This is a genomic window from Dialister sp. CAG:357, assembly GCF_000435155.1.
GTDB lineage: Bacteria > Bacillota > Negativicutes > Veillonellales > Dialisteraceae > Dialister > Dialister hominis.
On the sequence record NZ_FR896399.1, the window covers coordinates 1 to 14146 of the forward strand.

The 14146-nt window shown below is 48.3% G+C and carries 18 protein-coding genes; 1 reads left to right on the forward strand and 17 read right to left on the reverse strand.

The genetic code is table 11. The features are described from left to right. Nucleotides 1-1020, forward strand: a 1020-nt coding sequence (locus M3200_RS03155) for a hypothetical protein (protein WP_288178105.1), incomplete at its 5' end; no start/stop codon positions are given. On the opposite strand, the gene M3200_RS03160 is transcribed toward M3200_RS03155, so the two are convergent. The 17 genes from M3200_RS03160 to M3200_RS03240 form a co-directional block, all read right to left on the reverse strand. Continuing rightward, complete coding sequence (locus M3200_RS03160; RefSeq protein ID WP_022382088.1) at nt 1017-2579, reverse strand: recombinase family protein; 1563 nt, start codon at nt 2577-2579, stop codon at nt 1017-1019. The genes M3200_RS03155 and M3200_RS03160 overlap by 4 nt on opposite strands. A 76-nt stretch (nt 2580-2655) precedes the next feature. Then, nucleotides 2656-2997 (reverse strand): recombinase family protein, encoded by a 342-nt coding sequence (locus M3200_RS03165; RefSeq protein WP_022382089.1) that lies wholly within the window; start codon nt 2995-2997, stop codon nt 2656-2658. A 3-nt stretch (nt 2998-3000) separates the two neighbouring features. Beyond that, complete coding sequence (locus tag M3200_RS03170) at nt 3001-4560, reverse strand: recombinase family protein (protein WP_022382090.1); 1560 nt, start codon at nt 4558-4560, stop codon at nt 3001-3003. 51 nt (nt 4561-4611) lie between these two features. Continuing rightward, nucleotides 4612-4845, reverse strand: coding sequence for an SHOCT domain-containing protein (locus M3200_RS03175; RefSeq protein ID WP_022382091.1), 234 nt, complete (start codon nt 4843-4845; stop codon nt 4612-4614). A 169-nt stretch (nt 4846-5014) separates the two neighbouring features. Further along, nucleotides 5015-5143 carry a phage holin family protein gene (locus M3200_RS03180; protein ID WP_288178106.1) on the reverse strand — a complete coding sequence of 43 codons (129 nt, stop codon included), beginning with the start codon at nt 5141-5143 and terminating at the stop codon, nt 5015-5017. A 55-nt stretch (nt 5144-5198) separates the two neighbouring features. Further along, a complete protein-coding gene (locus tag M3200_RS03185; RefSeq protein WP_022382092.1) occupies nt 5199-5585 on the reverse strand; it encodes a phage holin family protein in 387 nt (128 codons plus the stop codon). A 5-nt stretch (nt 5586-5590) separates the two neighbouring features. Then, nucleotides 5591-5908 (reverse strand): phage head closure protein, encoded by a 318-nt coding sequence (locus M3200_RS03190; RefSeq protein ID WP_022382093.1) that lies wholly within the window; start codon nt 5906-5908, stop codon nt 5591-5593. After that, on the reverse strand, nt 5908-6183 hold the full coding sequence (locus M3200_RS03195) for a head-tail connector protein (protein ID WP_022382094.1): 276 nt from the start codon (nt 6181-6183) through the stop codon (nt 5908-5910). Before M3200_RS03195 ends, M3200_RS03190 begins: the two co-directional genes overlap by 1 nt. An 18-nt stretch (nt 6184-6201) precedes the next feature. Then, the gene (locus tag M3200_RS03200) at nt 6202-7398 is read right to left on the reverse strand and encodes a phage major capsid protein (protein WP_022382095.1); all 1197 of its coding nucleotides are present in this window, start codon (nt 7396-7398) and stop codon (nt 6202-6204) included. A gap of 14 nt (nt 7399-7412) precedes the next feature. Then, the gene (locus M3200_RS03205) at nt 7413-8123 is read right to left on the reverse strand and encodes a head maturation protease, ClpP-related (RefSeq protein ID WP_022382096.1); all 711 of its coding nucleotides are present in this window, start codon (nt 8121-8123) and stop codon (nt 7413-7415) included. Beyond that, nucleotides 8120-9373: a phage portal protein gene (locus M3200_RS03210; RefSeq protein ID WP_022382097.1), complete on the reverse strand. Its 1254-nt coding sequence runs from the start codon at nt 9371-9373 to the stop codon at nt 8120-8122. The genes M3200_RS03205 and M3200_RS03210 overlap by 4 nt, the downstream gene beginning before the upstream one ends. Beyond that, complete coding sequence (locus tag M3200_RS03215; protein WP_022382098.1) at nt 9370-10971, reverse strand: terminase large subunit; 1602 nt, start codon at nt 10969-10971, stop codon at nt 9370-9372. Before M3200_RS03215 ends, M3200_RS03210 begins: the two co-directional genes overlap by 4 nt. A 79-nt stretch (nt 10972-11050) precedes the next feature. Next, on the reverse strand, nt 11051-11281 hold the full coding sequence (locus M3200_RS03220) for a DUF4314 domain-containing protein (protein WP_022382099.1): 231 nt from the start codon (nt 11279-11281) through the stop codon (nt 11051-11053). Continuing rightward, entirely contained in the window at nt 11262-11972 is a 711-nt protein-coding gene (locus tag M3200_RS03225; protein WP_022382100.1) for a hypothetical protein, read from the reverse strand. The genes M3200_RS03220 and M3200_RS03225 overlap by 20 nt, the downstream gene beginning before the upstream one ends. Before the next feature lie 89 nt (nt 11973-12061). Then, a complete protein-coding gene (locus M3200_RS03230) occupies nt 12062-12337 on the reverse strand; it encodes a hypothetical protein (protein ID WP_022382101.1) in 276 nt (91 codons plus the stop codon). Between the two features lie 5 nt (nt 12338-12342). Further along, complete coding sequence (locus tag M3200_RS03235; protein WP_022382102.1) at nt 12343-12888, reverse strand: N-acetylmuramoyl-L-alanine amidase family protein; 546 nt, start codon at nt 12886-12888, stop codon at nt 12343-12345. Beyond that, nucleotides 12888-14117, reverse strand: a complete 1230-nt coding sequence (locus M3200_RS03240; protein WP_022382103.1) for a site-specific DNA-methyltransferase — start codon at nt 14115-14117, stop codon at nt 12888-12890. Before M3200_RS03240 ends, M3200_RS03235 begins: the two co-directional genes overlap by 1 nt. Nucleotides 14118-14146 lie beyond the last annotated feature (29 nt).

Sequence of the window (14146 nt, forward strand, 5' to 3'; positions counted from 1 at the left end):
ACACTCAAAAAATTGGCTAATGTTATTCAATTACTATACATATATGACAAAAACAAACAGACACTTCCACATATAATAAATTACTATAAATTTCTCTCCGATAAAGAGAAAATTGATGAGTTACTTGAATTTTTTAATTGCACATGGAAAAATATTAGAACGTCACAAAAAGCGGGAAAACTTTTAATAGAATTTCCAAAGGCAAATCAAATCTCTAATGGTGAACGTGATGTATTATGTTTTATAGGAAAACTATTTGAAGTTCGCAATAAATTATTACGAAAAAATAAAGCTATACTTATGATTGATGAAATATTTGATTATTTAGATGATGCAAATTTGATTGCAGCCCAATATTTTCTTGTCAAATTTATTAACTACTTCAAAACATGTGAAAAAGAACTGTTTTTAATTATTTTAACCCATCTAGATCCTATGTTTTTTAATACATATAGTTTTTCAATAAAGCATGTTGTTTATTTGGATCAAACTACAACAATACGGAATAAATATAAAATCAATAATTTACTTAAAGATAGAAAAAAATGTCAAAGTGAAAATCGAGAAATTTATAATAACATTTCTTCAAACTATCTACATTACTCAACTAGTAATACGTCTGAAATACAGTATTTGCGATCTCTGGGTGTTGAATCTCCTTTACATACACCAGAAGGATTTCGACAAAAATCATTAGAAGAATTAGAACATTATCAAAATGATGAAGATTATGATCCAATTTTAGTTTGTTGTGGATTACGAATTTATATTGAAAAAAATGCTTATAAACAGTTATTACCAGAACAACAAAGAAATTTTTTATTAACAAATACAACAAGGGAGAAGCTTACATTTGCAAAAGAAAATGGTGCTGATATTCCGGAGGTACATTTTTTACTTAGTATTATATATAATGAAGCAATGCATCTAGACCAGCAATGTCAAAAAATTAACCCTATTACTTGTAAATTACGTAATAAGGTTATTCGTCATATGATTACGGAGCTAAGATGTTCTTAGTTTACATCCACTGTCACACCTGATTTGAATTCTACGGTACAGCTATCCTCAAACACCGTAATGGTTTCAATTAACTGCCGGACGAGGTGCTCATCGAACTGGGTGATGGCAGTGGATGTTGTTTTTAGGAATGTAGCCATAGCCTCTATGCGGCAGCGGATTTCATCCTGATTAGCACTTTTCGCCAGTGTCTGTTGTTTTTGTTCGCGCAGGTGGTAGATTTCTTCGGCAACATCGTCGTAACCAGCCTTGGAACTTGCCAGTTTTACAAGCTGTGTTTGCAGTTCTTCCAGGCGGGTATCGATAGCTGCTAGCGTTTCATCATTGTTATGGCTGAGAACGGTTTCAATATTATGCTGCAACATGGTAAGAAAATCCTTCTTCTCGCATAGTACCTGATTAATGGCCGTTAGGCAGACCTGCTCGAGTGCAGATTCAGATATGGTGCGGGCATCGCATTTATCAGTATGGTCTACTCGATTGACGCAGCGCCAGACAATAGATTTCTTTCCTCGGTTGTTCCAGTGTATCCGGCGGAATATCTCGCCGCATTTACCGCAGCGTATCCGTTGGGAAAAACAATGGTTGCTGCTATAGGTCAACTTCCTGCCGTTTTTCAAGTGAATAGAACTTCGCCGTACCATTTCTTCCTGTACCTGCAGAAAAATGTCGCGGGGGATAATGGCTTCATGGTTATCTTTTACATAATACTGTGGCATGATGCCAGTATTCTTGACGCGCTTTTTGGTAAGAAAATCCACCGTATAGGTTTTCTGCAAGAGGGCATCACCCATATATTTTTCATTCTGCAAAATCTGTCTGATATTACTGTCCCGCCATTTGGTGTGGCCGGCACCGTTTTTCAACCCGTCCGCTGTCAAGTTGCGGGCGATTTTTAGCATACTGGCACCTTCAAGGTATTCCCGGTAAATGCGTTTTACAATTTCTGCTTCTTCCGGAACTACGACCATGCGTTTATTTTCATCCTTGGCATACCCGAGAAAATGATTGCAGTTGATTTGTACTTCGCCCCGTTGGTAGCGGTACTGCAGGCCCAGCTTCACATTCTGGCTGAGAGACTGGCTTTCCTGTTGGGCTAGGGATGCCATAATAGTAAGCAGCACTTCGCCTTTAGAGTCCATCGTATTAATATTTTCTTTTTCGAAAAAGACGGGAATGTGTTTGTCCTTTAACTGCCGGATATATTTCAGGCAGTCCAGCGTGTTCCGGGCAAACCGGCTGATGGATTTGGTAATAATCATATCAATCGTACCTGCCATGCAATCTTCGATCATGCGGTTGAATTCATCCCGCTTTTTAGTATTGGTACCGGATATCCCATCATCAGCATAGATTCCAGCCAGTTTCCAATCTGGGTGATTGTGGATGTAGGTGGTGTAGTGTTCAATTTGTGTTTCATAACTGGTGGCCTGCTCGTCACTGTCGGTAGAAACCCGGCAATAAGCAGCCACACGGCATTTTGGCTTTTCTTCAGTATGGTTTCGGTGTAGATATGTTCGTGCCGGAATGATTGTGACATTCCGCGTCTGTAATTCCATGTATGGATTCCTCACTTTCTATTAAACTGTATGCATATTCGGCTTGCTGAAACGGATCAGTATAGGTCTGCGTTTTTTATGCAAGGGAGAAGGTGGTGGGGTATAGGACCGGGGATACCTTTTTAGGTTCCCGGATACGTCCCAGCTTTTTGGCCCGGCTGGTGATTTCCTTTTGTGCAGCAGTAAACGTATCGGCATCAATAATGGCCGGATAATAATCATCCCCGATATAGTGCGTCGTTTGCAGGATATGGCGGATGCCACTGTGGGAAACGTGAATTGTTGCTTCTTTCGCTGCCGTAGTCAGTGCAGCTCCGGCAAGATAGGTTTGGAACAGCACTCGTATTTTTTTGGCTTCCTCCACATCCACTATTGCTTTGCCATTTTTAATCCGGTACCCAAACGGTGTATGGCTCATCACTTATACCAGCCTTTCCCGTAGCGTAATGCCGCATTTTAACTTAAAGCCGATTTCTGTTCGAGAGTAGACCAGAATTTGTTCTACAAATTGCTGGAATATTGCCCCATCAAAGCCCGTTAGCATTTTCGCCTTACAAGTATACTGTAGTAATTTTCTCGTTTCGTGTACTGTTTTATTATCGTCACTCAAAAAATCCACAAGGGAATCCTTTTGATGCTGCCATTGTTCAGCTTCCTGCAGCAGTTCGTTATTTCCTTTCTGGTACATCGCAGGCTCTAGATATTTTTTCGCCAGCAGGTACGCCAGTGTTTTTTGATGCTCGGCATTTTCCGCCAGCTTTGTGTCTAGATCTTGAATGACGGTGATGCTGTCGTCCGAATGGAGGGTACGCAAACTAGCAAGAAGCGGTTTTAAAACAAAGGCATGACCAAAGATGAGCTTATTCATCATCGTAACAAAAGCATATTCCAGTGCCGTTTCTTTGATGTATTTTAACGAACATTTTGTGGCATCTGCTACATGGGTGGCGCAGCACCAAGCTACATAGGAATTGCGACCGCCTTGGATCCGCCGTTTGAAGGTGGCGCCACATTGTTGGCATCGAATGATACCGGAAAATGGATAACGGTTCTGATACTTTTTATTCTGTGGCAGCGCACCTTTTTCTTTGCCACGCTGTCGGATGACCTGCTGGGCCGCTTCAAACATGTCTTTGGTGATGATAGCTTCGTGGTGGTGTTTCACCCGGTATTTATCTTTCTCACCATGGTTATGATGACGATTAAAATGTGAATCGGTATAGGTTTTCTGGAAAATAGCATCCCCAGTGTAATTCTCATTTTTCAATATGCCACGAATGGTTGTTGAAGTCCAATGGGTACCGCGTTTAGCCGGAATTTCCTTTGCATTTAATTCCTTGGCAATGGCATCCGTGCCAATACCGGCGAGTGTTTGATCAAACATAGCTTTTACAATCGTAGCCTGTTCAGGCTGCAGCACCAATTTTCCCTCTATTACATCATACCCATATGGGGCGTAAGCAAGTTTAAAGGTGCCATTTTGGAAACGACGCTGTATGGACCAGGTGCTGTTTTCGGCAATCGATACCGATTCATTTTCCGCTAGGCCGCTTAGAATCGATAGCATGAGCTCGCTTTCCATCGATCCGGTATTTAGGTTTTCCTTTTCAAAATAAATATAAACGGTAAGCTCCAGTAATTTACGTACCAGTTCCAGACAATCGGTGGTATTGCGGGCAAATCGGCTGATAGACTTTGTCACAATGAAGTCTATTTTTTTATGCTCGCAATCGTCTATCAGGTGGAGTAGGGCTGGGCGCTTTTCTTTTTTCGTGCCGGTAATACCTTCATCATAATAAATACCGGCAAACTCCCAGTCCGGATTTGCCGTAATGTAGGCTTCATAGTGCTTTCGTTGTGTGGCAAGGCTGACTAATTGCTCCTCACTATCAGTGGATACCCGGCAATAGGCTGCTACCCGCAGCTTATGTTTTTGCGTAGGAAATACAAGCTGGCCTCCGATTTTTGTCACCGTTTTCATGGATTTTCACCTCCTTGTAGTGTGACATAGTACCTCTATATGCCGGATATATCAAGGAATAGGGGGCAATATGGCTGCTAATACCGGTGAAAATGTTTTTCGGTTTACTGCCGTTATTTTGGAAAATTCATTAGCAGAAAGCAGGCCTTTATGGAATAGGGACTGCAGTATGTGTTGGGCACGGACATAATCGACTTCGTGCTGCAGTTGTTCCTGTGATATTGACCTTGCTTCGGCTTGTAGCTTATTTGCTTCGAGTGTATGGTTGCTTAGTTGTTCGTTCATGGCAAATCATCTCCTTACAGATAGGCCATGAAATAGGGGAAAGTAAACCTATTTTGTTAGCCCTTATATCTGTAGTCGATGAAATAAGCTGCTATTCGAACCCAAGACATAAAAAAAAGACCTGCCAGAGTGATGAGACTCCAGCAGGTCCATGGTATATATTCTTATTTTATTTTCGTAATTGCTTCAATGCTTCCTGCAGTCGATCCGGTATGGGAAGTCCCATCCGTACAACATTTTCCACAGTGGAAAGCCCCTTGTTGGACAAGTAGAACAAGATGGTGGCAGTTCGTAACACACTGGAAGGACCAGTATTGCGAATGCATCCGTGATGAATCCCTACATGCGTTTGTTTATTTTCGCAGTTGCTTCAATGCTTCCTGCAGCCGATCCGGTATGGGAAGTCCAATCCGTGCGGCATTTTCCACAATGGAAAGTCCCTCGTTGGACAGATAGAACAAGATGGTGGCAGTCCGCAAGGCGCTGCCGGAACCGAGCATTGTCTCATCCAGCGTATGGGCCACACCGACGAGCACAAAAAGAAGCACCTTCCGGCAGATGCCCATAAAGCCGATCTCACTGGATAGCTGCCGTTCCCGGCAGGCACATAATACACCGGTAACATAATCCAGACAGACGAATGTCAGCAGGGCATAGAGCAGATTGTCAAAGCCGCCGATGAACCATCCCAGCCAGGCACCGATCACCGCACACCCGATTCGTATTTCATTCCATGTCATTCGCATCACCCCGCCAGGGTAGCCTTGATTTCCAGATACTGGTCCCCGTATTTCACATTATCGATAAACTGGATGTTATACTTCTGCCCGCGGAACTTAATGTTCCATTTTTTCGAGATATCCGAGCGGTATCGGATAACAAATGACACATCCTTTTCCAGATGGACGGCTGCGGCAAAAAAATACTCCCCGCCGTGGATATTGGTTACCTTGGCCCAGGTACTGCCCTTGCTGACCAGCGTGGTATCATACCCGCCCTGCCCATCAGAGACATTCTCCTCCACCATAAACTCAATCCGCTGCTTCATTTCCCCGATATCCATCAGAACACCTCATCCCGATAGGAAAACAGCATGGCCCTCATGAGCTTGATCATGGCATCGAAGTCCGCCGTATCCCGGTTCTCATACAGATAAGCCACACCATACAGAATGGCCGTCTTGATGTCCTCCGGCAGTGTCGTGTAGTCGCTCAGCGGATGGCGCAGTACATTTTCTACCGTCGTCGTGGAGGACTGAATCAGACTGTCGATCAAGGCATCCTCTACATCGTTATCAATACGCAGGTATAATTTAGCTTCGTCCCGTGTTACTGCCATGCTGCCACCTTCCTTCTGTTATTTGCTGGCCTGTTTGAGCGTCTTGATGGCTTCCGGTAATACGATCTTGGCATCGACGCGCTGAGAGCCGAGAAAACCGACCTGACCAGTAACCGCGTATAATTCGTTCAAACGCTTAAAGGTGCGGCCCTGCCTGTCGGCAATCCAGTAGTAGGAGAAATCACCGAACAGCACCGTCTTGGCATCGGCTGCCATCTGCGGCATATACCGGCTGGTGACGACAGGGCAGTTCAGAATCTTATCCGGCACATCGGCACTGACGGAAGGCTGCCAGATATACTGGCCCTGCGTATCCTTCAGCTTCCGGATGGCCTTTACGGTGCTTTCATGCAGCAGCAATGTAGCCGATTTGCGGTACGGTTCGCGGAGCGAATAGTACAACTCAATCAAATCATCAAAGGTAATCGCCGTAGCAGAGGCGGCAGTCGAGCCATCCGAAGCACCAACAGTATCGACGAGAATGCCGGACGGACGATCCGTTCCGGTGCCGGTGAGGAAGGCTTCTTCTTCGGCATTGCCCAGCCTTCTGGCGAACTCCTGCGCCATGTATCCTTCCAGGTCGAAGGCAGAATCGTTCAACAGTTCTTCGGATACCTTGACGAGCGTACCCAGCTTATGCGCCCCGATGGATACCTGGCCGAAGGTGGTGTTGCTTTCAGTGTAGGCTGCTTCTTCATCCGTCCATGCAGCAGTTCCCTCGCTGGCAACAACCGGAATCTTATGGTCGCCGCTGGCGGTCTGGATCACATGAGACAAAGAGCGCAGCACATTTTCCTCGGCCAGCATCTGGATCAGCGTTCGTTCGAATTCGTCCGGTACGAGGTAGCCGCCCTGTGGATCGGCCCCTTCCTTTAAGGTGTTGCGGATTTCCGGACGGGACTTGCCGCGCATGCTGTCCCAAAAGGCGGGTGCATAGGCGTCGCTGAACCTGCCATGCTTAGTTACATCCTGTTTTGCAGGCTTGTTCACAATAGCGGTTGAAGCCGGCCTGCTTAATTCAAGATCAATGGCAGCCTGCGTTTTCAGTCGGTCGATTTCCTTGCCCAGCGCCATGACATCGGCTTCCATCTTGTCATAGGTGGCGGCATCTTCGGTGGAAAGCGTGTCACCGGCTGCCTGTTTTTCATCCAGGAATGCCTTGGCCTGCTCCCAGATATTAGCACGTTTTTCCTGCAGTTCTAATAGTTTACTCATATTGGTACCTCCATTTAATGTGTTAAGAGCGACAGTCGCCGCTGCAGCGACGCTACGGATATATGTGACTCTGTTTTTATCCTTGATTTCTTGGCGATGGCTTTGTTCAACAACGCATTGGTGACCTGCCGCCGGGAAAAAGAATAACTTCCCATACTGGCAGCATCATGCATTTGTTTGCTATCACTATCAGTCAAAATGCTGTCGGCAAAGCCGAGTTCGATTGCTTTTCCCGCATTCATCCAGGTCTCGGCATCCATCAGATGGGATAACTGGGTGCGGGAGAGTCCGGTCTTTAATTCATACGCATTGATAATGGATTCCTTTACCTCTGACAGCATAGCGATGGCTCGTTCCATTTCATCGGTGTCGCCCATGGCGATCGTGAACGGATTGTGGATCATCATCAGTGCGGTCGGTGCCATATTGACGGTTGTGCCTGCCATAGCAATCACGGAGGCAGCCGAAGCCGCAATCCCGTCGATATTGACATGGACCTGCCCGGCATAATCCATCAGCATGGCATAGATCTGGCTGGCTGCTACGCAGTCGCCGCCGGGCGAATTCAGCCACAAGGTGACATTGCCCTTCCCGGATGCCAGCTCGTTTTTAAACAGCTTCGGCGTTATCTCGTCATCGAACCAGCTTTCCTCGGCAATGGTACCGTCAATGGTAAGGATGCGTCCGGCATCATTGTCGGTATTCCAGTTCCAGAATTTCTTCATTTGTTTTTTCCCTCGCTTTCGGTATAAAATTTTCCTGCCTGATCCAGCGGCAGCATATTACCGTTGACCAGATACGTATCGCCGCCCTGTTCGGTAGGGATGCGGTTCATATCCTCAAGCTCCCGGATGTCGTTGGCGGAGAGCCAGCCGTTCTGCCTGCCGATGGCATACCCGTTCATGCGGCTCTGGTAGTCGCCGCGCAGCAGACCGTCCACATTAAATTTCGTAAAGACCTGCGAGCGTTCCGACGGCAGCACCAACTGCTGGTTCATGGTCTGCTCCCAGCGGACGCACCAGGGATTCAAGGTATATTTGACAAATTCCAGCGACTGCTGCTCGATATTGGAGAAGATGGATTTTTCCAGATCCCCGACCATATGCGGCGGCACCCGGAAGATACGGGCGATCTCGTCAATCTGGAACTTTCGTGTTTCAAGGAACTGCGCCTGATCCGGCGGGATGGATAGCTGCTGGAAGGTCATGCCTTCCTCCAACACGGCTACATTGTGCCGGTTCGTGCCGGAAAATTGGGCATGCCAGCTTTCCCGCAGCTTGACCGGATCCTTCACGATGCCCGGATGTTCTAGGATACCGCCCGGTGTAGCACCATTGGCGAAGAATAATGCGCCGTACTGCTCGGCTGCCAGCGACATACCGATGGCATTCTTGGCCATGGCAATTGGGCTGTAGCCGATGAGTCCGTCAAACCCAAGTCCCGGAACATGCAGCACCTCATCCTGCGACAGGACAATCTGCTGGCAGCGGTTATCCGCACCGAACTCGTCCGAGTCCTTGGAGTAGGTATAGATAAGCTGACCGTTTGCGGCCCGGCTGACATCCATTTTGCTGGGAAGCAGCGGGTACAGTGCAATCGGTTGCCCGGTGCCGTTCCGGATGATCTGTGCATAGGCATTGCCCCACAAGAGAAGATGACTCATGAGCGTTTCCCGGAAGATAAAGCTCGTCATCTCCGGATTGGGGGCATCATGAAGCAACCTATACAGCGGATGATTGATGGTCTTTTCCCTGCCGCCATCCGGTGTATAACGGTATAGATTAAGCGGCAGTCCGGCGATAGCCTCTGACAACATCCGGACGCAGGCATAGACCGCCGTTGTCTGCATGGCCGTCCGTTCCGTCACCACGTTGCCGGAGGAGGTCGGACCGAACAGAAACGTAAAGGCCGTAGACAGGTAGTTTTTCGGCTTATCGCGTGACTTTTTGCCCCATATACGTTGGAATATACTCATAAAATCAATAACCCCCTTTGGTCATATACACTTTCGCTGTTGTCGTTGCCGCAGCGGATGGCACGGTCGAGTGCCATGACCGTAGCCACGACACCGTCGATCTTTTCGGTGGATTTCTCTTTATCCGGCTTGATATTGCCTGCCGGATCGGATTTGATGAAGATATTGTCCATCATCCAGCGCAGTACTGGATGGCCGCCGTGGGCGATCTTTTTTTCCAGCGTCAGCTTCATCAGTTCCTTGGTGGGAGGACTCATATCTTTGAACCCCTGTCCGAACGGGACGACGGTAAATCCCATACCCTCGAGATTCTGCACCATCTGTACCGCGCCCCAGCGGTCGAAGGCGATCTCGCGGATGTTGTACTGTTCGCCCATCGTTTCGATAAACTTTTCGATGTAGCCGTAGTGGACGACGTTTCCTTCCGTCGTGTGCAGGAATCCCTGTTTCTGCCATACGTCATAGGGGACATGGTCCCGCCGGACGCGAAGGGACACGTTTTCCTCCGGTATCCAGAAGTAGGGAAGCACGACATAGTTGTCTGCTTCATCCTGCGGCGGAAACACCAGCACAAAAGCTGTAATATCCGTTGTGGAGGATAAGTCCAGTCCGCCGTAGCAGACGCGTCCTTTTAATTCGTCCGGCTGTACGGGGAAGGCACAGGCATCCCACTTGTCCATCGGCATCCAGCGGATTGCCTGCTTGACCCATTGGTTCAGACGCAGTTGTCTAAATGCATTCTCCTCAGCAGGATTCTGTCTGGCAGACTCGCAGGCCGCCTTAACTTTGTCTATACCGACCGTAATGCCGAGCGAGGGATTGGCTTTCTTCCACACCTTCACATCCGTCCAGTCGTCGGTATCCTTGGCCCCGTATATCACCGGATAGAAGGTGGCATCAATCTTACGGCCTGCGATAATATCCAGTGCCTTTTGGTGGGTTTCATAGCAAATGGAATGGGTGTCCGTTCCGGCTGTCGTAATAAGGAAATACAACGGCTGCGTTCTGGCATCGCCGGAGCCTTTGGTCATAACATCAAACAGCTTCCGGTTCGGCTGCGTGTGCAGCTCATCGAAAATCACGCCGCTTACGTTAAAACCGTGCTTGCTGTAGGCATCGGCGGATAATACCTGATAAAAGCTGTGCGTGGGAAGGTAAATGATCCGTTTCTGTGAAGCCAGGAGCTTCACCCGTTTGGATAAGGCCGGACACATCCGCACCATATCCGCCGCCACTTCAAAGACAATGGATGCCTGCTGGCGGTCGGCGGCACAGCCATACACTTCGGCACGTTGCTCCCCGTCACCGCAGCATAAAAGCAAGGCTACCGCTGCCGCCAGTTCCGACTTGCCCTGCTTCTTGGGAATCTCGATGTAGGCGGTATTGAACTGCCGGTAGCCGTTCGGCTTTAAGATGCCGAACACATCACGGATAATCTGCTCCTGCCAGTCGATTAGTTCAAACGGCTTCCCAGCCCAGGTTCCCTTGGTGTGGCAGAGACATTCGATAAAAGACACGGCATAGTCCGCCATGGTCTTGTTGTATTTGGAATCTTTGGCCTTGAATTTCGTGGATCGGTAGCGTTTCAACGTTCGCAAACAGCATCACCTCCTTTGCGGCAACAAAAAAAACCGCCGAGGTTGGCAGTCTTGGTGTACAAATTATGATATTGTGTGATTATTTCTTTCTGATTTTAAGGCAGCGGTCTATGCCGTACAGCACGTTCAACGTGCTGCCGTTGTCCCAATGCACCAGCAGGCTGCCGGTGTCATCCACACCGACAACCGTTCCTTTTGTGCCATTCGGTGGAGCCTGGGCATCATCCATTTGCAGCAGTACAATCCGCGTTCCGGCAGGATATGCACTGCGCAGTTGCTCCAATCGTTCCTTATTCGGATATTTCATCATTATGTTCCTTTCTGCCGTTTTTAAAGGCCGAGGAACCGGAAAGGTGCTGCAGGAGCAGCTTCCGTTCGTCCTTGTATTTCGTACCGATAAAGCCAAGCCGCAGCAGGAAGCAGCGGAAGTCGTATTTCTCGTTGATGGATGGGTGTTCCGTTGCCAGTACCCTTTTCTGCTTCTTTGCCAGATGGCAGAGCGCCGTAATGAAATGGGTGTAGGCTTTGACCGTATCGGCATCCAGGCAGCCGGTGAACCAAGGGAATAACACTTTATCTTCCGTTACCTGCATGCGCAGCACATCGATTTGAAAAACTTTTAGCATAAGATTGCTCTTAGCCTGGATCAGTTTCTTTAGGTTTTCCAGTGCCGTATCGGTGAAGAAGGAGCGCGGCATGGCAATCACCAAGTCGTCTATATTCTCCTGCTTAGACGCCGAATCGTCAGGTTCTTTCACTATTGGTTCGGCTGGTTCTGCATGGAATCCCATGCTGTCGAGTTTTTCAAGCAAATCCTCGATTTCCTTTCTGTCAATCATGTCATCAAAATTAAGATTGCCGTCGCGGTCAACAGTAAAACAATCAATTTCGTAGGCGTAGCTGGGAATCCCCTGATACATTTTAGCGGCTCCGGTAATGGTGCTGATGGCATCGGCCAGTTCCTTGCGTGTTTTTCCTTGTGCATGGTACAAAATTTTCATGGTAGTAAACCCCTTTCGTTTTTTATCATGTACATATATCACTCTAACCGGCAATTATAGCAAGGGGTTTGTACCATAAATTACACGTACTATTCTTGTACTGTCGCCATTTTGCCGAGCAGCTTTCCGGTCAGCCACAGGCCACCGTCAATGAGTGTCGGCAGGAAGCATTGGTCACGGAACTTGTTCCAACCGGTTTCCTTGCCAGCGGATTCCTGCAAGGCTACTGTGTAGGCATCTGCTACTTCCTTTACTGCCGGAAGCACCGTTGTATGGAGCCAGGAAATAGTGGCGTTCTTGGCATCCTCCTGCACCGAATCCAAAATATGTTCCTTAATTTCATTTTTAATCGTTTCAATATCCATTTTTTCTATCTCCCTTCAAAATCTGTTATGCCGCGGGCAATGGCCCGGGCGAAATCATCCGCGTTATTCGTAAGCAGCGCGGCATCATCCTCGTTATCAATAAAAGCTGTTTCTACTAAGACGGCGGGCATCGTGGTGTCCTTCAACACGATGAGGTTGGGCCGTTCCTTCAGGCCGCGATCCACCGTGTCAAGACTTTGCACGATCTGCGACTGGATGCAGGCGGCAAGCTGCGGGGACGAGCCGCTGTCGTTAGTATAGACCAGCGTTTCCGTACCGCGGGCGCAGCCGCTGTCGGCATTGCAATGCAAACTGACGAATACATCGGCAGGCCAGGCGTTTGCCGTATCCACCACGCAGGGCAGATCCGGTGTTTCCCCAGCCAGATTATCACTTTGTAGGAGCTGCACCTCGCAGCCTGCCGTCTCCAAATATGTTTGGACGAGACTGCCAATCGTAGCAGCCACATCACATTCCCGCAGTCCGGTGTTTGGGTTCACCGCGCCGCTGTCCCGTTCCCGGTCATGCCCGGGGTTGATAAATACACGCATTATGTTGCCTCCATTTCAGTATAGGTATACGTTTTCCCGTTCCGTGTCACAGTTACCCGTTCGTCCGAGCCGACCTGCTCAATGTAACGTTTCACGATCACATCACAGAACTTTTCATCGAGTTCTATCATATAGCAGCGTCGTTTCGTCTGCTCGCAAGCCAGCAGCGTTGAGCCGCTGCCGCCGAATGGATCCAGTACGGTGCAACCGGTCATGCTGGAATTCAAAATAGGATAGGCTAAAAGCGGGATCGGTTTCATGGTGGGATGGTCCGTATTCTTTTTCGGCTTATCGAACTCCCAGATAGTGGATTCCTTCCGTCCGGTGTACCATTCGTGCTTTCCTTTCTTCTTCCAACCATAAAGCACCGGCTCGTGCTGCCACTGGTAGGGAGAGCGTCCCAGCACCAGCGACTGCTTCTTCCAGATGCAGCAGCCGGACAAATAAAAACCGGCATCCGAGAAGGCTTTTCTAAAGTTAAGTCCCTCGGTGTCGGCGTGGAATACATAGATACTGGCATCGTCTGCCATGACGGTGTGCATGCAGGTGAAGGCAGCGAGCAGAAACTCATAGAATTTGTCATTCTGCAGATGGTCGTTCTTGATTTTTCCGGCCCGGCCTTCGTAGTTGACATTATATGGCGGATCGGTGACCACCAGATTGACCGGTGTTCCCTGCAGCAATCGCTGGTATGTTTCCGGCTGGGTGCTGTCGCCGCAGAGCAGGCGATGGATTCCCAACTGCCACATATCACCTGCCTTGGAAAATACCGGCTTTTTGAGTTCGGCATCCACATCAAAGTCATCATCGTGTACACCATCCTTTATATCGTCCTTGAACAGGTCGTCCAGTTCCGCCGGATCAAACCCGGTAAGCGATACATCAAAGTCGCTGCCCTGCAGGTCGGTAATGAGTAGGGCTAATTTATCCGTATCCCAATCGCCGCTGATTTTATTAAGGGCGATGTTTAGGGCTTTTTCCTTTTCGGTGTCCATGTCGATGACGACGCAGTCAATTTCCGAGATGCCCTCCTGCTGGAGCACCTTCAGGCGCTGGTGCCCGCCGACCACGTTGCCGGTGCGCTTGTTCCAGATGACCGGATCGATGTAGCCGAACTCATCCAGCGAGCATTTCAGCTTTTCGTACTCCGGATCGCCCGGCTGCAAATCCTTTCTCGGATTATAGGCTGCCGGGATAAGGTCTTGTATGTTCTTTTTGATCAATTCCATAATTATTTTCCTTTCCGTGCCTGCAACAG